Source organism: Microbacterium sp. T3-8, from assembly GCF_055398145.1.
Map to the genome: position 1 here is coordinate 1,623,327 of NZ_AP027918.1, position 18,962 is coordinate 1,642,288.

Annotated in this window: 17 protein-coding genes; 9 read left to right on the plus strand and 8 right to left on the minus strand. The window is 68.7% G+C overall.

Going from position 1 to position 18,962, the window contains the following annotated elements; all coding sequences use genetic code 11:
• Window positions 1–108 precede the first annotated feature (108 nt).
• Both secA and ACZ5Y9_RS07600 read left to right on the plus strand, forming a co-directional pair.
• Window positions 109–2,910 (plus strand): preprotein translocase subunit SecA, encoded by a 2,802-nt coding sequence (gene secA / locus ACZ5Y9_RS07595; protein WP_247622860.1) that lies wholly within the window; start codon window positions 109–111, stop codon window positions 2,908–2,910.
• A 67-nt stretch (window positions 2,911–2,977) separates the two neighbouring features.
• Window positions 2,978–4,207 carry a pyridoxal phosphate-dependent aminotransferase gene (locus ACZ5Y9_RS07600; protein WP_247632490.1) on the plus strand — a complete coding sequence of 410 codons (1,230 nt, stop codon included), beginning with the start codon at window positions 2,978–2,980 and terminating at the stop codon, window positions 4,205–4,207.
• Here the strand turns inward: ACZ5Y9_RS07600 and ACZ5Y9_RS07605 are convergent.
• Window positions 4,128–5,372 carry an AAA family ATPase gene (locus tag ACZ5Y9_RS07605; RefSeq protein WP_464472688.1) on the minus strand — a complete coding sequence of 415 codons (1,245 nt, stop codon included), beginning with the start codon at window positions 5,370–5,372 and terminating at the stop codon, window positions 4,128–4,130. The two genes, ACZ5Y9_RS07600 and ACZ5Y9_RS07605, sit on opposite strands and share 80 nt — an antisense overlap.
• Window positions 5,369–5,989: an SAF domain-containing protein gene (locus tag ACZ5Y9_RS07610; protein ID WP_464472689.1), complete on the minus strand. Its 621-nt coding sequence runs from the start codon at window positions 5,987–5,989 to the stop codon at window positions 5,369–5,371. Before ACZ5Y9_RS07610 ends, ACZ5Y9_RS07605 begins: the two co-directional genes overlap by 4 nt.
• A gap of 100 nt (window positions 5,990–6,089) precedes the next feature.
• On the opposite strand from ACZ5Y9_RS07610, the gene ACZ5Y9_RS07615 reads away from it, so the two are divergent.
• A complete protein-coding gene (locus ACZ5Y9_RS07615; protein WP_247622856.1) occupies window positions 6,090–6,368 on the plus strand; it encodes a helix-turn-helix domain-containing protein in 279 nt (92 codons plus the stop codon).
• Here ACZ5Y9_RS07615 and ACZ5Y9_RS07620 read toward each other — a convergent pair.
• The gene (locus ACZ5Y9_RS07620; protein ID WP_464472690.1) at window positions 6,356–6,967 is read right to left on the minus strand and encodes a hypothetical protein; all 612 of its coding nucleotides are present in this window, start codon (window positions 6,965–6,967) and stop codon (window positions 6,356–6,358) included. The genes ACZ5Y9_RS07615 and ACZ5Y9_RS07620 overlap by 13 nt on opposite strands.
• A 124-nt stretch (window positions 6,968–7,091) precedes the next feature.
• Here ACZ5Y9_RS07620 and ACZ5Y9_RS07625 point away from each other — a divergent pair, with 124 nt between their 5' ends.
• Together ACZ5Y9_RS07625 and ACZ5Y9_RS07630 are read left to right on the plus strand one after the other, a co-directional pair.
• Window positions 7,092–7,478 (plus strand): Rv3235 family protein, encoded by a 387-nt coding sequence (locus ACZ5Y9_RS07625; RefSeq protein ID WP_247622854.1) that lies wholly within the window; start codon window positions 7,092–7,094, stop codon window positions 7,476–7,478.
• Between the two features lie 24 nt (window positions 7,479–7,502).
• Entirely contained in the window at window positions 7,503–8,987 is a 1,485-nt protein-coding gene (locus ACZ5Y9_RS07630; protein WP_247622853.1) for a sensor histidine kinase, read from the plus strand.
• A gap of 75 nt (window positions 8,988–9,062) precedes the next feature.
• On the opposite strand, the gene ACZ5Y9_RS07635 is transcribed toward ACZ5Y9_RS07630, so the two are convergent.
• The gene (locus ACZ5Y9_RS07635) at window positions 9,063–9,311 is read right to left on the minus strand and encodes a WhiB family transcriptional regulator (RefSeq protein ID WP_028503730.1); all 249 of its coding nucleotides are present in this window, start codon (window positions 9,309–9,311) and stop codon (window positions 9,063–9,065) included.
• 228 nt (window positions 9,312–9,539) lie between these two features.
• Here ACZ5Y9_RS07635 and ACZ5Y9_RS07640 point away from each other — a divergent pair, with 228 nt between their 5' ends.
• Entirely contained in the window at window positions 9,540–9,941 is a 402-nt protein-coding gene (locus ACZ5Y9_RS07640) for a hypothetical protein (protein ID WP_336640600.1), read from the plus strand.
• 6 nt (window positions 9,942–9,947) lie between these two features.
• Here the strand turns inward: ACZ5Y9_RS07640 and bcp are convergent, their stop codons facing one another.
• The 3 genes from bcp to aroA are packed head-to-tail and all read right to left on the minus strand — an operon-like array spanning window position 9,948 to window position 12,823.
• Window positions 9,948–10,421: a thioredoxin-dependent thiol peroxidase gene (gene bcp, locus ACZ5Y9_RS07645; protein ID WP_247622851.1), complete on the minus strand. Its 474-nt coding sequence runs from the start codon at window positions 10,419–10,421 to the stop codon at window positions 9,948–9,950.
• A 9-nt stretch (window positions 10,422–10,430) separates the two neighbouring features.
• Entirely contained in the window at window positions 10,431–11,501 is a 1,071-nt protein-coding gene (rsgA, locus tag ACZ5Y9_RS07650; RefSeq protein ID WP_464472691.1) for a ribosome small subunit-dependent GTPase A, read from the minus strand.
• Window positions 11,498–12,823, minus strand: a complete 1,326-nt coding sequence (gene aroA / locus ACZ5Y9_RS07655; RefSeq protein ID WP_464472692.1) for a 3-phosphoshikimate 1-carboxyvinyltransferase — start codon at window positions 12,821–12,823, stop codon at window positions 11,498–11,500. Before aroA ends, rsgA begins: the two co-directional genes overlap by 4 nt.
• A gap of 50 nt (window positions 12,824–12,873) precedes the next feature.
• On the opposite strand from aroA, the gene ACZ5Y9_RS07660 reads away from it, so the two are divergent.
• The 3 genes from ACZ5Y9_RS07660 to ACZ5Y9_RS07670 are packed head-to-tail and all read left to right on the plus strand — an operon-like array spanning window position 12,874 to window position 15,126.
• Window positions 12,874–13,536 carry a sigma-70 family RNA polymerase sigma factor gene (locus ACZ5Y9_RS07660; RefSeq protein WP_281731228.1) on the plus strand — a complete coding sequence of 221 codons (663 nt, stop codon included), beginning with the start codon at window positions 12,874–12,876 and terminating at the stop codon, window positions 13,534–13,536.
• A complete protein-coding gene (locus tag ACZ5Y9_RS07665) occupies window positions 13,533–13,778 on the plus strand; it encodes an anti-sigma factor family protein (protein ID WP_247622847.1) in 246 nt (81 codons plus the stop codon). Before ACZ5Y9_RS07660 ends, ACZ5Y9_RS07665 begins: the two co-directional genes overlap by 4 nt.
• Before the next feature lie 43 nt (window positions 13,779–13,821).
• Window positions 13,822–15,126 (plus strand): GNAT family N-acetyltransferase, encoded by a 1,305-nt coding sequence (locus tag ACZ5Y9_RS07670; protein ID WP_247622846.1) that lies wholly within the window; start codon window positions 13,822–13,824, stop codon window positions 15,124–15,126.
• 66 nt (window positions 15,127–15,192) lie between these two features.
• On the opposite strand, the gene ACZ5Y9_RS07675 is transcribed toward ACZ5Y9_RS07670, so the two are convergent.
• Entirely contained in the window at window positions 15,193–18,879 is a 3,687-nt protein-coding gene (locus ACZ5Y9_RS07675; RefSeq protein WP_464472693.1) for a multifunctional oxoglutarate decarboxylase/oxoglutarate dehydrogenase thiamine pyrophosphate-binding subunit/dihydrolipoyllysine-residue succinyltransferase subunit, read from the minus strand.
• Window positions 18,880–18,962: the final 83 nt, after the last annotated feature.

The following is an 18,962-nucleotide window of genomic DNA, read 5'->3' on the forward strand; positions in this document are numbered from 1 at the left end:
GGCCATGCAGGCGACGTGGAGGTCACGGCCCGGTAACATGACAACATATGCCTGGGGCACGCTCCGTCGTGCGCCGGCACTTTACCCACCAACAGGGAGATGACATCCGTGGCCAATCCTCTTGAGAAGCTGCTGCGCGCCGGCGAGGGGCGGGTCATCCGCCGCCTGAACCAGGTGGTCAAAGCCGTGGGAGCGCTGGAAGAGGACATCTCCAAGCTCACCGACGACGAGCTGCGCAACGAGACCGCCGAACTGCGTGCGCGTTTCGAGAAGGGCGAGACGCTCGACCAGCTGATGCCCGAGGCGTTCGCCGCCGTCCGCGAGGCGGCCAAGCGCACGCTCGGCATGCGCGCCTACGACGTGCAGATCATGGGTGGCGCCGCGCTCCACCTCGGCAACATCGCCGAGATGAAGACGGGTGAGGGAAAGACGCTCGTCGCGACGTTCCCCGCCTATCTCAACGCGATCGCCGGCAAGGGCGTCCACGTCATCACGGTCAACGACTTCCTCGCGAGCTACCAGGCCGAGCTGATGGGACGCGTGTACCGCGCCCTCGGCATGACCACGGGCATCATCGTCTCGGGCCAGACCCCGGCCGTGCGCCGCGAGCAGTACGCCGCAGACATCACCTACGGTACGAACAACGAGTTCGGCTTCGACTACCTGCGCGACAACATGGCATGGCGCAAGGAGGACCTCGTCCAGCGCGAGCACTTCTTCGCCGTCGTCGACGAGGTCGACTCGATCCTCATCGACGAGTCCCGCACCCCGCTCATCATCTCCGGTCCGTCCTCCGGCGAGGCCAACCGCTGGTTCGCCGAGTTCGCGAAGATCGCCCGTACCCTCGAGGTGGGCGTCGACTACGAGGTCGACGAGAAGAAGCGCACCGTGGGAGTGCTCGAACCCGGCATCGAGAAGGTCGAGGACTACCTCGGCATCGACAACCTCTACGAGTCGGCGAACACCCCGCTCATCTCCTTCCTGAACAACTCGATCAAGGCGCTCGCGCTGTTCAAGAAGGACACCGACTACGTCGTGATGAACGACGAGGTCATGATCGTCGACGAGCACACCGGCCGAATCCTCGTCGGACGCCGCTACAACGAGGGCATCCACCAGGCGATCGAGGCGAAGGAAGCGGTGCCGGTCAAAGCCGAGAACCAGACGCTCGCGACCGTGACCCTGCAGAACTACTTCCGTCTCTACGAGAAGCTCGCCGGTATGACCGGTACGGCTGAGACCGAGGCCGCGGAGTTCATGTCGACCTACAAGCTCGGCGTGATCCCGATCCCGACGAACCGGCCGATGATCCGCAAGGATCAGCCCGATCTGGTCTACAAGAACGAGACCGCGAAGTTCGCTCAGGTCGTCGAGGACATCGCCGAACGCCACGCCGCGGGTCAGCCGGTCCTGGTCGGTACGACGAGCGTCGAGAAGAGCGAGTACCTCTCGCGTCTGCTCGCGAAGAAGGGCGTGAAGCACGAGGTGCTCAACGCGAAGAACCACGCGCGCGAGGCCGAGATCGTCGCCCGCGCCGGACGTCTGGGAGCGGTCACGGTCGCGACGAACATGGCCGGTCGCGGTACCGACATCATGCTCGGTGGAAACGCCGAGTTCCTCGCGGTCCAGGAACTCAAGTCGAAGGGCCTCGACCCTGTCGAGACGCCCGAGGAGTACGAAGCGGCCTGGGACGAGACCTATGAGTCAATGAAGGGCATCGTCGCAGAGGAGGGCGAGAAGGTCACCGAAGCCGGCGGTCTCTACGTCCTCGGAACCGAACGGCACGAGTCGCGTCGAATCGACAACCAGCTGCGCGGTCGTTCCGGCCGTCAGGGCGACCCGGGCGAGAGCCGGTTCTACCTCAGCCTCACCGACGACCTCATGCGCCTCTTCCAGTCGGGCGCCGCCGAAGCGATCCTCTCGCGCACGAACTTCCCCGACGACGTGCCGATCGAATCGGGTCTCGTCTCGCGTGCCATCCGCAGCGCGCAGTCGCAGGTCGAAGCGCGCAACGCCGAGATGCGCAAGAACGTCCTGAAGTACGACGACGTCCTCAACCGTCAGCGCGAGGCCATCTACGCCGATCGCCGGCACATCCTCCAGGGCGATGACATCGCCGGTCGGGTGCAGCACTTCATCGAGGATGCCATCAGCGGCGTCGTCCGCGATCACACGGGCGAGGGCCACAACGAGAGCTGGGACTTCGACGCTCTGTGGACCGAGCTCAAGACCCTGTACCCCGTGAGCGTCACGATCGACGAGGTCGTCTCCGAAGCGGCCGGTCGCAAGGGCGGCATCACCGCGGACGGACTGACCCGTGAACTGCTCTCCGACGCGAAGATCGCGTACGAGGCCCGCGAGGAGACGCTCGGCGAGGCGGCGACGCGCGAGCTCGAGCGACGCGTGGTGCTGCAGGTTCTCGACCGTCGCTGGCGCGACCACCTCTACGAGATGGACTACCTCAAGGACGGCATCGGACTGCGGGCGATGGCTCAGCGCGACCCGCTCATCGAGTACCAGCGCGAGGGGTACGCGATGTTCCAGTCGATGATGGGACAGATCAAGGAGGAGTCCGTCGGCTACCTCTACAACCTCGAGGTCGAGGTGCGCCGTGCGGGCGACTCGCAGGTGACCGAGGTCGAGGCGAAGGGTCTCGCCGAGGGAGCCACCGAACAGCGTCTGGAGTACTCGGCCGCCAACGACGCCGGCGAGGTCGAGGTCCGCAACGATCGCGGTCAGGTCCAGCAGGCGGCGACCGACCGCCTGCGGCAGGCCGCCGCGCGCACGCAGGCACCGCAGGCCGAGCCCGAGGAGGCCCCGCGCGGAGCATTCGGCCAGCGCACGGATGCTCCGGCTCCGGCTGCCGGCAACCGCGAGCAGCGTCGGGCGCAGGGCAAGAAGAAGAAGTAGATCTCACCCGGAGAAGAGGGCCAGTCCATGTGGATTGGCCCTCTTTTCGTCCCTGTAGGCTTGGGCGATGACACCAACGCGCCACTTCGACCAGTCGTCGAAGCTCAAGAACGTCCTGTACGAGATTCGCGGAAACGCCCTCGTCGAGGCGGCGCGATTGGAAGCAGAGGGTCACAAGATCCTCAAGCTGAACACCGGAAATCCTGCGATCTTCGGCTTCGATGCGCCGCAGCAGATCGTCCAGGACATGCTCGCCGCACTGCCGACCGCACACGGGTACAGCGACAGCAAGGGCATCGTCTCGGCACGCCGCGCGGTCGTCAGCCGCTACGAGGAGATCGAGGACTTTCCGCGCTTCGGTCCGGAGGACGTCTTCCTCGGGAACGGCGTCTCCGAGCTCATCACGATGACCATGCAGGCGCTTCTCGACGAGGGCGATGAGGTGCTGATCCCGGCGCCGGACTATCCGCTCTGGACCGCGATGACGAGCCTGGCCGGAGGGACGCCGACCCACTACCTCTGCGACGAGGACAACGGCTGGCAGCCGGACCTCGAGGACATCCGCTCGAAGATCACGCCGCGCACCAAGGCGCTCGTGATCATCAACCCGAACAACCCCACGGGTGTCGTCTACTCCCGCGAGGTCCTCGAGGGGCTCGTGCAGATCGCGCGGGAGAACCAGCTGCTGCTGCTCTCGGACGAGATCTACGACCGCATCCTTTTCGACGGCGCGGTGCACATCCCGACCGCGACGCTTGCGCCCGACCTGCTCTGCCTGACCTTCAACGGTCTGTCCAAGACCTACCGTGTGGCCGGGTATCGCTCGGGTTGGCTCGTCATCACCGGGCCGCAGCAGCACGCGAAGGGCTTCCTCGAGGGCATCACCCTCCTCGCCTCGACCCGTCTGTGCCCGAATGTGCCCTCGCAGCATGCGGTGCAGGCGGCGTTGTCGGGAGTGCAGTCCATCGACGCGCTGATCGCGCCGAGCGGGCGGCTGCACGAGCAGCGCGATGTGGCCTGGCAGGGTCTCGAGTCGATCCCCGGCGTATCGTGCGTCAAGCCCGAGGGTGCGCTCTACGCGTTCCCGCGACTCGATCCGAACGTGCACGAGATCCGCGACGACGCGCGACTGGTGTACGACCTGCTGGTCTCCGAGCAGATCCTCCTCGTGCAGGGCACCGGGTTCAACTGGCCGACTCCCGATCACCTCCGCATCGTCACGCTCCCCGAGCCGCGCGTGCTGAGCGAAGCAGTCGAGCGGCTCGGGAACTTCCTCGCGAGCTATCGGCAGAACTAATCGTCGGCGCGGCGCCCGGGGCCAGCACGGCCGCCAGGCGCCGCGCGCCGGCGACGAGTGCTGATCGCGGGGTCAGATCCGACATCGGTCGGGCGTGCAGGAGAGCGGCGTCCGCCGCGCGCTGGTCGTGCGGAAGGAACAGCGGATCGGTGATGCCGGCGAACCGATCGAGCGTGTTCCGGATCTGCCCGCGGGCATCCAGGCCCAGGGGCCCCGGGCGAACCTGATTGACGACGACGGTGACCGGCGTCGGCGTCGTCAGGTTGCGCAGCTCGGCGTAGTCGCGGAGGAATCGGCTGACGCCGAGGGGGTCCGCCGAGGCGACGGCGATGATCGCATCCGCCTCGTTCAGGGCGGCCGTCGTCGCGGCGTGCCGGCGGGGGCCGAGAACGTCGTACGTGGCTTCTTCGTCCGCATCGAACGAACCCGCCACATCGATGACGGTCTCCTCGGTCCATTCCCGGCAGGTCTGCAGGGCACGGGTGAGGCGGGAGGCCGAGAGTTCCGGCCATCGGCTGGGGCGATTGATGCCGGGGAGCACATCGAGGTCTCCGGCGCTCGTCGGCACCACGGTGGCGAGGCGGGTGAGTTCCGCGCTGTCGAGCCCGCCGAGCTCGGCACGGCGGCAGGCGGCGGCGATCCCGGGAGCGTCATCGCCGAGACCCAGGAGCAGCGCGAGGGAGGGCGCGACGGTGTCGGCGTCGACGAGGGCGGTGCGTCGACCGAGACGCGCGAGTTCGACGGCCAGCAGCATCGCAACGGTCGAGCGTCCGGGGGAGCCGTGCGGCCCCCACACGGCGATCAGACGATGCGGGAGGTCGCCGCGCGCGCGGTCCTGGATCGTTGCGGGTGTCCGGAGCGCGCGTGAGATCTGCCAGCCGGTGGCATCGACGGGCAACCCGGGCCCGATGCCGAACTTCTGGAGCAGGCGACTCTCCGCACCGCCCAGGGCGAGGATCCGTACGCCCGCCCGGTCGCAGGCCGACACCAGCTCGGGCGTGAGGGTTTCTCGGCTCGCGGGCATCACGAGCGCCTGGGCGCCGGAGAGGAGCGTCGTCGCCGAGGTCGCCGAGACGATCGCGATGATGTGCTCGCCCTCGAGTTCGAGCTCGCGGGCGAGAGCGCTCGCGCGCGGCTCCTCGACGGCGAGGATCAATCCCGTCATGACCCCGCACCGACCGGCACGACCGAGAGGGCTGCGCCGCCCGAGATCGCTGCGAGCACGTCGGCGACAGCGGCGCGGTCGACCACGATCTCGACGGCGCTGCGCGAAGCGGAGAGCATCCCCTCGGAATCGAGCACCTCCGCCACGATCGCATCGGCGACGAGGATGCGCGGCGCGTCGTACGTGCGGCCGTCCTCGAGCAGCGGCGCTTGCCAGAGCTCGACGACCGTGCCTGCGTCGACGCCCTCGGGGATGCTGATGCTGCTCTCGATCACGAGCGTCGTGCTCCGACTGTCGTCAGCCTTCCCGGATGCCGTGTGCGGGACGAGCTCGCCCTCCGCGATGGTCCGAGCGGCGACCTGGCCGGATTCGAGATCCTGGGGCTGCAGGTAGTCGTCGGTCAGCGCTCCCAGGGAGACGTCGACGACGCGGAAGTCCGCGGCGGTGATCGCCTCGCCCTGGATGATCGTGCGGTCGGCCTGCAGGATCGGCGTCGCGGAGTCCGCGGAGGACACGATCAGCCAGACCCCGGTGATGGAGACCCCGACGAGGGCGATGCCGATGAGGAAGCGGAGGTCGCCCCAGAAGGCGCGACGCGGCCGAGAGAAAGTGCTCATGGCGACCCATGCTCACAGATATCCGCGAAACGGTCCGAGAGTTATCCACAACGGCGACGCCCGGACGCGGTGCGGATGCCGTGCGGGGCAGAATGGGTGCATGCCCGATCCGTCTCGCGTCGCTCCGCGCTACCTCGCCCCCGCGCAGGTGGCGGAGTTGTTGAGCGTCGAGGTCGACGAGGTGATCGAGCTCGTCCTGGCCGGGCGTCTGCGTGGCGCTCAGCTCGGTGTCCCCGCACGATGGCGCATCGAGGAATCGAGTATCGAGGGGTATCTGGCCGCGCAGTCGGAGGATTCCCGTCGGATGGCGCTCTGGCGTCAGTCACAGGAGGCGAGCTTCCCCGAGATCTGGGGAGCCTCCACCGCTCACAGACGCTGATCGCCGGCGAGCCGGATGGCGACCAGGGCCTCGAAGGGCACGATCCGGAAGCTCTGCACCGCACTCGCCAGTCTCGCGGTGCCCGCATCGTGCACAGCGAGATCGAGGTGATCGGCGCCCGCACGATCGATGGTCCCGTGCACGTCGTCGCCCCTCGTGGTGCTGAGGTGGAGCGCGACGCGTCGGCGCGCCAGGTCGCGGAGCACGAACCCGAGGGTCATCCTCTCGCGCAGGATGCTGGGGGGATCGGTGTCCTCATCGAGACTGCTCAACAGCATTCCGTGATCGCTGCCGAGGCTCTGGATCGCGCGCAGGGGGACGACGAGCATCGACCGGGAGGCGAGAGCACCGAGCGCGGTGGAGATCTCGGCCGCGAGCCAGTCGGCGCCCACGGTGCGCAGGATCACCGGCATCCGTCGCCCGTTCGCGAGCTCGATCACGATCGACGCACGCCGTGCGCTCATCGCACGCAGGCGCGTTCGCAGCGCGAGCTGTGAGATGCGCACACGCTCCGACTCCGCATCGAGAGCGACGCGCTCCGCCTCCCACTCCGACGCGAGCTGACCCTCGAGGTCCTCAAACAGCCTGTCCCAGTTCATCGGATCGAGCGTAGGGGAGGGCGAAGGGCGACATACGAGTTATCCACATACCTCTGTCGAAGGGCCCTGCGCGCGGGCTTCCGCGTGCTCTACTGGCTCGCGTTCCCCGACTGAGAGTGTGACGATGACGCTTCATGAGTACTTCGCGCGGCAGCCGACCCCGACCGTCGAGCTGCCCGATCCGGCCCCGCTGCTGCGCAGCCTCACCCAGGGTGTGCTCGAGGTGCTCGCCGGTGTGCGGGAGGTCGATCAGCTCGCTCGATGGTTCAGTGAAGACGCCTACCGCAGCCTGGTCACGCGATCGAACCTCTCGGCACGGGCGCGCAGCGCACGGGGAGTGGTGCCGGCCCGCCCCAGCTTCGAGATCCGTTCCCTGCGCATCTCCGCTCCCGTCGACAGCGTGATCGAAGCGGTCGTCATCGTGGCAGGGCCCGGACGCACGCGCGCCGTCGCCGTGCGCCTGGAGGGGCTGGATCGGCGCTGGCGCGCGACGTCGCTGGCGATCCTCTAGAGCGAAGGACCGTAGGCTGGTGGGGTGTCGACCCTCACTGATCTCGCCCATGCCCAGGGCCGTCTGAACGACGGCGATGTCGAGTGGCTGCATCGCCTGGCCGGGGACGGTCAGCTGCTCGCCGATCTCTCATCGGCCGACATCGTCGTCTGGGTGCAGACCGACGACGGCTCCTTCATCGCGGTGGCCCATGCCCGCCCGAGCGGCGCGGCGACTCTCTTCTATCGGGACATCGTCGGGGAGCGCGTGCGTCCGCAGTGGCGTACCCAGGTGCAGGGGGCGTTCGACACCGCGGAGATCGTGGACTCGTCCTCACCGGATTGGTTCGAGGAGACGCCCACGCGGGTGCGCGCCGTGCCGATCGTGAACGCGCGGCGCTCGGGCGACGTGCCACCGTCCGTCATCGGTGTCGTCACCCGGCACACGAACCTCGGTGAGGCGCGCACGCCCTCCCGTCAGCAGATCACGTTCGACGACTGCGCCAACGATCTGTTCCGGATGATCGCCGACGGCAGCTTCCCGGATCTCGCGGCTCCGACCTCGCCGCGCCGCGGCGCTCCCCGTGCCTCGGACGGTCTGATCCGCATCGACGTCGACGGCATCACCACGTTCGCGAGCCCGAACGCCTTGTCCGCGTTCAACCGCATGGGATTCGACGACGAGCTCGAGGGCGAGTCCCTCGCCGAGGTGACCACACGTCTCGTCCCGCCCTCCCGGCAGGTCGACGAGTCGCTCCCCGTCGTCGTGACCGGACGGGCGCCATGGCGCACCGACATCGAGGCGCGTGGGGTGACGGTCTCCCTCCGAGCGATTCCGTTGAAGGATCACGGCACGCGGATCGGCGCGATCTTGCTCTGCCGCGACGTCTCGGAACTGCGTCATCAGGAGCAGGAACTCATCACCAAGGACGCGACGATCCGCGAGATCCATCACCGCGTCAAGAACAACCTGCAGACGGTGGCCTCCCTGCTGCGCATCCAGGCGCGCAGGACGCACTCCGACGAGGCCAGGGACGCGCTCACCCAGGCGATGCGACGCGTCGACGCGATCGCGGTCGTCCATGACACGCTCGCCCAGGGACTGACCCAGAAGGTCGATTTCGACGAGGTCTTCCATCGCGTCCTCAAGCTGGTCGCCGAGGTCGCCTCCGCTCCGAACACACGGGCGCAGACGCAGTCGACCGGTCGGTTCGGCGTGCTGCCGAGCGAGTACGCGACCCCGCTAGCACTGGCGCTGACCGAGGTCGTCACCAACGCCGTCGAGCACGGGCTCGCGGGCCAGGAAGGCCTCGTCACGATCGACGCGGCACGCACCGAGGAGAACCTCCGGGTCACGGTGCACGACACCGGACACGGGCTGCCGGAGGGGCGGATCGGTCAGGGCCTCGGCACGCAGATCATCCGCACGCTCATCCAGGGCGAACTCGGCGGCACGATCGAGTGGCGCGGCAGCGAGGGCGAGGGGACGTCCGTGGTCATCGACATCCCGCTGCGGTGGCTGCAGAAGTGAGCCCTCGGGGGAGCTGAGGGCACGCGAAAGCCCCGCCGGACGAGGAGTTCTCGACGGCGGGGCTTTCGTGATGCGTCAGGAGGCGCGGCGGGCGCGTGCGGCGCGGCGCTTGAGGGCGCGACGCTCGTCTTCGGAGAGGCCGCCCCAGACACCCGAGTCCTGGCTGGACTCGAGCGCGTACTGCAGGCAGATCTCGGTGACCGTGCAGGTGGCGCAGACGGTCTTCGCCTTCTCGATCTGGTCGACGGCCGGGCCGGTGTTGCCGACCGGGAAGAACAGCTCGGGATCGACGGTCAGGCAGGCGGCTTTGTCGCGCCAGTCCATGGGGGCTCCTCGGTGTGGATTTCAGAATCGCGATGCGATGTCTCGATTCGGGTGACGGCTCGGGATCCGTTACCCTGTGTGAGATGCGGACGGTTGCCCGCGAAGTGTGATGCGGGCAGAGAGCCCGCCCCACGCCGCTGTGGGAGCACATGACTGTTTCTATTGTGTTACAGGAAACCTTCGAAATCAAGGCTTTTTGCCATTCACTCTCGATTCCCAGGAGACTCCGTGCGCGCACCCGGACTCGCCCTCGCCGCCGCGGCGGTGCTCGCCGCCGAGGGGGCCGCTCTCGTGGTCTTCGCCCTGATCGAGCTGATGGGGATCGGTGCCGGCGACGCGGCATCCGTGCCCACGGCTGTCGCGCTGATGGTGCTCACCCTGATCGGTGCGGCGGCGCTCTTCGCCTTCGCCTGGGGTGCCCGCGCGGGGCGCTCCTGGGCGCGATCCGGGGGTGTGGTGTTCCAGATCCTCGCGGTCGTGATCGCTCTCGCGTCACTCACCCTGCAGCCGATCCCGTGGGCGTTCGTGCTCGGGGCGGGTCTGCCGGGACTGCTCGGGTTCGTGCTCCTCATCGCGAGCACGCGGCGCGAGGCCGAGCTGCACGAGAACGACGGGCCCGCGGGCGACTGACGCGCCTCAGGCGTCGATGCCGAGCAGCTTCCGCAGCCGGGCCACGTGTCCGGTCGCCTTCACGTTGTAGAGGGCGTGCGCGATCGCGCCGTCCTCGTCGATGACGAACGTGGAACGGATGACGCCCTCGATGACCTTGCCGTAGTTGACCTTCTCGCCCCAGGCGCCGTAGGCGCTGTGCACGGCGTGGTCGGGGTCGCTCAGAAGCGTGAAGGTCAGGCCGTCGCGCTCGCGGAAGGTCGCGAGCTTCTTCGGCTCGTCGCGCGAGATGCCGATCACGCGGTAGCCGGCGCCCTGGAGCGAGGAGATGCTGTCGCGGAAGTCGCACGCCTGCGTGGTGCAGCCGGGGGTCATCGCGGCCGGATAGAAGTAGAGCACCGTCTTCTCGCCGCGCAGATCGGAGAGCGAGACGCTCGTACCGTCCTGGTCGAGAAGGGTGAAATCGGGGGCGGGCGTTCCGGCTTCGAGGCGCTGAGTCACCCGTCCAGCCTATCGGCCGGTCGCCTGCTCCGCCTTGTCGGCGAACGTCTGCAACAGGCGTTGCAGAGAGTCGAGGCGGGCGAGGCCCGTCTCGCTGAGTTCGCCGCGCTCGGCCGCCTCGATGAGGGCGCAGTCCGGCGCATCGGCGAGGTGCGTGCATCCGCGCGGGCAGTTCTCCGCGATCTCGGCGAGTTCGGTGAAGGCCGCGAGGATGTTCTCGGGCTTCACATGCCCGAGGCCGAACGATCGCACACCCGGGGTGTCGATGACCCATCCGTTGCCGGTCGGCCCCTGGTAGCGCAGAGAGACCGTCGACGACGACGTGTGCCGACCGCGTCCCGTCACCTGGTTCACATGCCCGGTCGCCCGACCGGCGGTGGGGACGAGCGCGTTCACGAGCGTCGACTTGCCGACACCCGAGTGACCGACGAATACCGTGGAGTGCCCGACCAGCGCGGACCCGATCTCGTCGATCGGCATGACGTCCTGGGCGCTGGTGAAGACGGTCAGATCGAGTCCATCGAAGTGCGACAGGAAGTGCGCGGGGTCGGCCAGATCGGTCTTGGTCACGACGAGAAGCGGGCGGATGCCGGCATCGAGGGCGGCGACGAGATAGCGGTCGACGAGGCGTTCGCGGGGTTCCGGATCGGCGGCCGCGACGACGATGAGCATCTGATCGGCGTTCGCGACGATCACCCGTTCGACCTGATCGGTGTCGTCGGCGCTGCGGCGCAGGAGCGACGTGCGATCGACGATCCCGACGATGCGGCCGAGCGTGCCGTCCTCCCCGGAGAGGTCGCCGACGACGCGTGCCCGGTCGCCCGTGACGATGGGGTTCCGGCGCAGTTCCCGGGCGCGGGCAGCGGTGATCGTGCGCTCGGTCGGGGCGTCCTCGTCGAGCAGCACGGAGTAGCGGCCGCGATCCACGCCGAGCACACGACCGATCTGGGCATCCTCGTGCGCAGGCCGACGCTTGGTCCGGGGCCTGTTCGCCTTCGGGTTGGGCCGTGAGCGGATCGCGCTCTCGTCGTAGTCCTCGAAGTCGTCCTCGAGGTCGTCGTCGCCGTCGAGCCAGCTCACGCGGCCGCGCCTCGCAGCATCCGCTCCCAGAGCAGCGTGAACTCGGGCAGCGTCTTCGCGGTGGTGCCGATGTCGTCGATCTCCACTCCGGGCACCCGGAGCCCGATCAGCGCGCCGGTGGTCGCCATCCGGTGGTCGTGGTGAGCGGCCCAGGTGCCGCCGTGCAGCGGGCGGGGGATGATCCGCAGACCGTCGGGGAGTTCCTCCGCCTCGCCGCCGAGCGCGCGAAGGTTGCCGATGAGAGCGGCGATCCGATCGGTCTCGTGCAGGCGGATGTGACCGATCCCGCGGATCGTCGTGGGGCCGTCGGCGAAGGCCGCGAGGCCGACGAGGGCCGGGGTGAGTTCGCTCGCCGCCGACAGGTCGAGGTCGAGGCCGCGGATGACGCCGCCGGAGCGGACGGTCAGGGCTCCGCCGTGCCGGCTGGCGTGGGCGCCCATCGCCTGGAGAATCTCGGGCAGCAGCGCTCCGGGCTGGGTGGAGTGCGCCGGCCAGCCGGTGATCGACACCGCCCCTCCGGTCACCATCGCCGCCGCGAGGAACGGGGCGGCGTTGGAGAGATCCGGTTCGATGGCGATCTCCTTGGCGCGCGGAACGCCGGCTTCGACGAGCCATTCCCCGGTCGCCGGACGTTCGATGCGGATGCCGCGACGGCTGAGGGCCTCGATCGTCATGTCGATGTGCGGGAGGCTCGGCAGGTGCTCTCCGGTGTGCACGAGGTGCAGGCCGACGTCGAAGCGCGGAGCGGCGAGCAGCAGACCCGAGACGAACTGGCTCGAGGCGGAGGCGTCGATCTCGACGCGTCCACCGCGGATGCGTCCGTGCCCGCGGATGGTGAACGGCAGCGCCCAGGTGCCCTCGTCGTCGATGTCGACCCCGAGGTCGCGCAGGGCGCTGATCAGGCCGCCCATGGGGCGGTGCAGGGCAGTCTCGTGCGCGGTGAGGTGCACGTCGTGGGCCGCGAGGCCCGCGAGGGGCGCGATGAACCGCATGACCGTGCCGGCCTGGCCGCAGTCGACCGTGGTGCCCCCGGAGAGCTTCGCAGGGGTGACGACGAGGTCGGGTCCGAACTCGCCCCCGGCATCCACCTCCTCGATGCCGACGCCGAGCGCACGCAGCGCGTCGACCATCCGGCGGGAGTCGTCGGAGTGCAGTGGACTGATCAGACGACCGGGGCCGTCGGCGATCGCGGCGATGATGAGCTCCCGGTTCGTGAGGGACTTCGAGCCGGGGATCGTCAGCGTCGCGTGGATCGGATCGTCGAAAACCGGCGCGGTGTAGGCGCCCGTGACGGGGGGAGGGGAATACCTGTTGGCGCTCATCGGTTTCCACCTTAGTGAACGGCGGCGTACCCGCCGAGGAGGAGAGCAGGATGCTGGCGACCTTGGAGCGTGGGTCGGTGGACATCAGCGGCCTAGACTGGCCCGTGATGGATGACACCGCAACCGCAGCGACCTCGAGCGACTCTCAGCGTGAGTTCGAGGAACAGGCGATCCCGTTCATGGATCAGCTGTACGCCGCCGCCATGCGCATGACGCGCAATCCCGCTGACGCCGCCGACCTCGTGCAGGAGACGTTCGTGAAAGCGTACGGCTCGTGGGCGACCTTCTCGCAGGGGACGAACCTCAAAGCGTGGTTGTACCGGATCCTCACGAACACGTACATCAACATCTACCGCAAGAAGCAGCGCGAGCCGTTCCAGGGCACGATCGACGAGCTCGAGGACTGGCAGCTGGGCGGCGCGGAATCGACGACCGCGTCGCACAGCAGGTCTGCGGAGGCCGAGGCGATCGATCACATGCCGGCGTCCGTCGTGAAGGACGCCCTGCAGGCGGTCCCCGAGGACTTCCGGTTGGCGGTGTACCTCGCGGATGTCGAGGGCTTCGCCTACCAGGAGATCGCCGACATCATGAAGACCCCCATCGGCACCGTGATGAGCCGTCTGCACCGTGGCAGACGGATGCTGCGGGAGCTGCTGGCAGATTACGCCGCGGAGCGGGGCATCGCCGCGGCTGAGAAGAGGAGCGGGAAATGAGCGACTGCGGTTGCGACAAAGCGCGTCAGGATCTGGAGGAGTACCTCCGCAACGAGGTGTGCAAGACCGAGCACACCGAGATCCGAGAGCACCTCGAGAACTGCCCGTCGTGCCGCGATGAGGTCCTCGTGGCGAAGACGCTCACCGAGGTCATCGCGCGCGCCTGCAAGGAGACCGCTCCCGAGGAGCTGCGTGATCAGGTGTTCGCCCGCCTGCGTGAGGCGCAGGCCGCGCAGCACTGACATCTCGGGCTCCGATGTCGTCAGCCACCCGTAGGGTGGAGGCATGACGCTCATCGACGCCCGCGACATTCCCGCCGACGCGACTTCCCGCGACCGACTGAACGGTTCGGGTCTCGATTATCGCGTGGTCGATCTGAGTGACGACGCGGCCGCGACGCCCTTCCTCCGCGCGGTCGGCCGCGGATTCCTCGGTGAGGAGTCGACCCCCGAGGCGCTCGCCCACAGCCGGCAGACCGTTTCGCAGCGTCGGACGACCGGGGTCTTCGAGACCGACGCGGCCTCCGGCGACCTCCCGGTCGCGACCATCGACTCGTGGGTGACGCCCTTGACGGTGCCCGGGGGAGCGGAGATCGGGATGTGGGCGATCAGTGGAGTGACCGTCGCCGCCACGCATCGGCGTCGGGGCATCGCTCGTTCCCTCCTCGAGGGCGAGCTGCGCGCCGCCCACGGCGCGGGGATCGCGATCGCCGGGCTCACGGTGTCGGAGGCCACCATCTACGGCCGCTACGGCTTCGGGTCGGCGTTGCCGGCCGTGCGCTTCACCGTCGACACCCGGCGGGCGGGATGGGGCGGGCACGAACCGTCCGGACGCCTGGAGTACCGCGAGCGCGCGCAGCTCGTCGACGATCTCGCGACGGTCCACGAACGGGCCCGTCGCACGCGCGCCGGCCGCATCGCCGGGTGGGCGGGGCGATGGGAGCAGTTCGCCGGTACCGCCCCGGGCGAGACCGATCGCGACAAGGTGCGCGGTGTGCGCCACGTCGATGCCGACGGCGAGACCCGCGGTGTGCTCGTATACACGGTGACCGATCGCAGCGGCAGCTTCCGATTCGGCCTGAACGTGCGGATGCTGGTGGCCGAGACCGCGGATGCCCGTGCAGCGCTGTGGCGGTTCGCCCTGCAGCACGACCTCGTCGACGAGGTCACGGCCGACCTGCAGACGGCGGATGACCCGCTGCCGTGGCTGGTGGCCGATCAGCGTGGCGTCACGCAGGAGGTGCACGACCACGGCTGGCTGCGAGTGCTGGATGTCGCTCGAGCACTGAGCGCGCGGAAGTATTCGGTTCCGGTCGATCTGGTGCTCCGCATCCACGACCCCCTCGGCTTCGCTGCGGGGGACTGGCGACTCCACGTCGACGTCTCGGGCGTGGCGACCGTCGAAGCGGCGGAATCCGCCGCACCGGATGCCGTCCTCGGCGTCGCCGCTCTGTCGTCGCTGTACGCGGGGGCGGTGCGCGCGACCGCGCTCGCCGGAGCGGGCCTCATCGATGCCGAGGCATCCGTCGTCGACCTCCTCGACCGTGCCTTCTTCACGTCTCCCGCGCCCTCGCTCGACATCTGGTACTGATCGCGCGGAGCGTACGCAGAAGGGCCCCCGACCGGAGTCGGGGGCCCTTCTGCGTACGAGTGAACGTCAGGCCGTGGTCAGCGCCTCGCGCAGGAGCGTGGCCTGCTCGGCGGCGTGCACCTTCGACGACCCGGTCGCGGGCGATGCCGACGCGGCGCGAGCGACGGGTCGAAATGCGCGGTCCCCGGGAACGTCCGCGAACGCGAGTGCCAGGAACGGCCAGGCGCCCTGGTTCTCCGGCTCCTCCTGCACCCACACGAGCTCGGCGTTCGGATACGAGTCGGTGATGGCCTTGAGCTCGTCGATCGGCGTCGGGTAGAGCTGCTCGAGACGCACGAGCGCTACCTCGGGGTTCGGGTTCTTCTCGAGCTCGGCGCGCAGATCCCAGTGGACCTTGCCCGAGTGCACGAGCACGCGCTTGACGGCGCTGCGGTCGAGAGCGCGGTCATCATCGATCACCGGCTCGAAGCGCCCCTGCGTGAACGCCTCGACGGGGCTGGTCGCGCCGCGCAGACGCAGCATGGCCTTCGGTGTGAAGACGATCAGTGGCTTGCGCGGACGGGCGTAGGCCTGACGGCGCAGCAGGTGGAAGTACGAGGCCGGCGTCGACGGACGTGCGACGATCATGTTCTCCTGGGCGCAGAGCTGCAGGAACCGTTCGATGCGTGCCGACGAGTGGTCGGGCCCCTGGCCCTCGTAGCCGTGGGGGAGCAGCAGCGTGACGCTGGACTGCTGGCCCCACTTCTGCTCGGCGGCCGAGATGTACTCGTCGATCACGGACTGGGCGCCGTTGACGAAGTCGCCGAACTGCGCCTCCCAGAGGACGAGGGCCTCGGGGGCCTCGACCGAGTAGCCGTACTCGAATCCGAGCGCCGCGTACTCGCTGAGCAGGGAGTCGTAGACGAAGAAGCGGCCCTGGGCGTCGGAGAGGTTGGAGAGCGGCAGCCACTCCTGGCCGTTCGCACGGTCGTGGAGGGTGGCGTGGCGCTGGACGAACGTTCCGCGGCGCGCATCCTGACCCGCGAGACGCACCGGGGTGCCTTCGACGAGGAGCGATCCGAACGCGAGCAGCTCGCCGAAGCCCCAGTCGATGCCGCCGTTGCGGCTCATGTCGAGGCGCTTCTCGAGCAGCTGCTGGATCTTCGGGTGCACGGTGAAGCCCTCGGGCTTGTTCACGAATGCATCGCCGATGAGCTGGATGACCTCAGCCGCGACACCCGTGACATCCGGTGCGCCGACCTGGCCGTCGACCGGCGGCAGCTCGGGCGCGATCGGGGTGGCCCCGGTCTCGGCGGCATGCGTCTCGGCGAAGGCGATCTCGAGCCGGTTCTGGAAGTCGGCCTTGGCCTCGTCGTACTCCTGCTCGGTGATGTCACCGCGACCGACGAGCGACTCGGTGTACAGACGGCGCACGGAGCGCTTGGCCTGGATCAGGTCGGTCATCAGAGGCTGCGTCATCGAGGGGTCGTCGCCCTCGTTGTGACCGCGACGGCGGTAGCAGACGAGGTCGATCACGACATCGCGGTGGAAGCGCTCGCGGTACTCGAAGGCGAGCTGCGCGACGTGGATCACGGCTTCGGGGTCGTCGCCGTTCACGTGGAAGACCGGCGCCTGGATGGTCTTCGCGACATCCGTGGCGTACACCGAGGTGCGGCCGTCGTTCGGGGTCGTGGTGAAGCCCACCTGGTTGTTCACCACGACGTGGATCGTGCCACCGGTGCGGTAACCGCGCAGCTGCGACATCTGCAGGGTCTCGACGACGACGCCCTGACCGGCGAAGGCCGCGTCGCCGTGCACGAGGATCGGCAGCCAGGCGAACGTGCCGATCGGCTTGCGGTCCTGCTTCGCGCGGACGATGCCCTCGAGCACGCCGTCGACGGTCTCGAGGTGCGAGGGGTTGGCGGCGAGGTAGACCGGGAGCTCCGATCCGTCGTCGGCCACGAAGGTGCCCTCGGTGCCGAGGTGGTACTTCACGTCACCGGAGCCGCGCTGGTTGCCCGGGGTCTGGGTGCCCTCGAACTCCTGGAACACCTGGCCGTAGGTCTTGCCGGCGATGTTCGTGAGCACGTTGAGGCGGCCGCGGTGCGCCATACCGATGGCGGCGCCCTCGAGGCCGGCGGTCGCGGCACCCTGGAGGATCTCATCGAGCAGCGGGACGAGCGACTCGCCGCCCTCGAGCGAGAAGCGCTTCTGGCCGACGAACTTCGTCTGCAGGAAGGTCTCGAACGCCTCGGCCTCGTTGAGCTTGCGGAGGACACGCAGCTGCTCGTCGTGGCCGGGCTTCTGGTACTTGACCTCGACCTTCTCCTGGAACCAGCGGCGCTGCTCCGGGTCCTGGATGTGCATGTACTCGATGCCGAGCGTGCGGCAGTACGAGTCGCGCAGGACTCCGAGGATGTCACGCAGCTTCGCGACGCGACGTCCGCCGAAGCCACCGGTGACGAACTCGCGGTCGAGGTCCCAGAAGGTGAGCCCGTGGCTCTCGATCTCGAGGTCGGGGTGCGAGCGCTGGCGGTACTCGAGGGGATCGATGTCGGCCATGAGGTGGCCGCGGACGCGGAAGGAGTTGATGAGCTCCTGCACGCGGGACTGCTTGTCGACACGCTCGGCGAGGTCGACGGCGATGTCGGGGTTCCAGTGGATGGGTGCGTACGGGATGCGCAGCGCCGCGAAGATGTCGTCGTAGAAGCCGCGCTGCCCGATGAGGAGCTCGTGCACCTTCTTGAGGAACTCGCCCGATCCCGCGCCCTGGATGACGCGGTGGTCGTAGGTGCTGGTGAGCGTGATCGTCTTGCCGATCGCCAGCTCGTTGAGCGTCTTCTCGCTCGCGCCCTGGAACTCGGCCGGGTACTCGAGGGCCCCGGCGCCGATGATGCAGCCCTGGCCCTTCATCAGACGCGGGACGGAGTGCACCGTGCCGATGCCGCCCGGGTTCGTGAGCGAGACCGTCGTGCCCTGGAAGTCGCCGGCGGTGAGCTTGTTGTTGCGCGCGCGGGTGACCAGGTCCTCGTAGGCCGAGAGGTACTCGGTGAAGGTCATGGTGTCGGCGCGCTTGATGCTCGGCACCATGAGGGCGCGCGTGCCGTCGGGCTTCGGCAGATCGATCGCGATGCCGAGGTTGACGTGCGCGGGGGCGACGACGGAGGGCTTGCCGTCGACCTCGGCGTAGAACACGTTCTGGCTGCGGAACTCGTCGAGCGTGCGGATGAGCGCCCAGCCGATGAGGTGGGTGAAGCTGATCTTTCCGCCTCGGGTGCGCGCCATGTGGTTGTTGATGACGATGCGGTTGTCGATCATCAGCTTGGCGGGGATGGTGCGGACGCTCGTCGCGGTGGGGACGGTGAGCGACTCGTCCATGTTGGCCGCGAGGGTCTTGGGCATGCCGCGGAGGACGGTGACCTTGTCTTCCTCGGCCTCGTCCGCGGGGGCCGGGGACGGGTCCTTGGCGGCGGGCTTGGGCGCCTGCGCCGGGATCGGAGCCGCCGCTGCGGGCTTCGCCGTCGTGCGCGCCACGGGCTGCGCTCCGATCACGGGGATCGGGGCCGTCACGGGGTGGGCGGGCTGCTCGGCCGCAGGGGTGCTGGCGGGGGCCGTCGCACCGGCGTTCTCGGAGTGGTACTTCTCGAGGATCGGCCACCATTCCTTGTCGACGGAATCGCGGTTCACCTTGAACTGCTCGTAGAGCTCTTCGACGAGCCAGGAATTGGCTCCGAACCCCCCGTCGCCCCCGACGCCGGTCACCTGGTTCGACACGCTCGATCGCCCTCTTTCATCGCTGAAGATTCACAGTGCTCGCGGGACGCAGGATGCGCCCAGGTCCGCACACTCTCGATCGA

What these genes read in the sequence shown, in the direction of transcription:
- ACZ5Y9_RS07620 (WP_464472690.1), bottom strand. Translation starts at nt 6,967, where the DNA reads ATGAACTGGGACAGGCTGTTTGAGGACCTCGAGGGTCAGCTCGCGTCG.
- ACZ5Y9_RS07615 (WP_247622856.1), top strand. Translation starts at nt 6,090, where the DNA reads ATGCCCGATCCGTCTCGCGTCGCTCCGCGCTACCTCGCCCCCGCGCAG.
- ACZ5Y9_RS07600 (WP_247632490.1), top strand. Translation starts at nt 2,978, where the DNA reads ATGACACCAACGCGCCACTTCGACCAGTCGTCGAAGCTCAAGAACGTC.
- ACZ5Y9_RS07660 (WP_281731228.1), top strand. Translation starts at nt 12,874, where the DNA reads ATGCTGGCGACCTTGGAGCGTGGGTCGGTGGACATCAGCGGCCTAGAC.
- ACZ5Y9_RS07610 (WP_464472689.1), bottom strand. Translation starts at nt 5,989, where the DNA reads ATGAGCACTTTCTCTCGGCCGCGTCGCGCCTTCTGGGGCGACCTCCGC.
- ACZ5Y9_RS07605 (WP_464472688.1), bottom strand. Translation starts at nt 5,372, where the DNA reads ATGACGGGATTGATCCTCGCCGTCGAGGAGCCGCGCGCGAGCGCTCTC.
- ACZ5Y9_RS07625 (WP_247622854.1), top strand. Translation starts at nt 7,092, where the DNA reads ATGACGCTTCATGAGTACTTCGCGCGGCAGCCGACCCCGACCGTCGAG.
- ACZ5Y9_RS07635 (WP_028503730.1), bottom strand. Translation starts at nt 9,311, where the DNA reads ATGGACTGGCGCGACAAAGCCGCCTGCCTGACCGTCGATCCCGAGCTG.
- ACZ5Y9_RS07665 (WP_247622847.1), top strand. Translation starts at nt 13,533, where the DNA reads ATGAGCGACTGCGGTTGCGACAAAGCGCGTCAGGATCTGGAGGAGTAC.
- ACZ5Y9_RS07670 (WP_247622846.1), top strand. Translation starts at nt 13,822, where the DNA reads ATGACGCTCATCGACGCCCGCGACATTCCCGCCGACGCGACTTCCCGC.
- aroA (WP_464472692.1), bottom strand. Translation starts at nt 12,823, where the DNA reads ATGAGCGCCAACAGGTATTCCCCTCCCCCCGTCACGGGCGCCTACACC.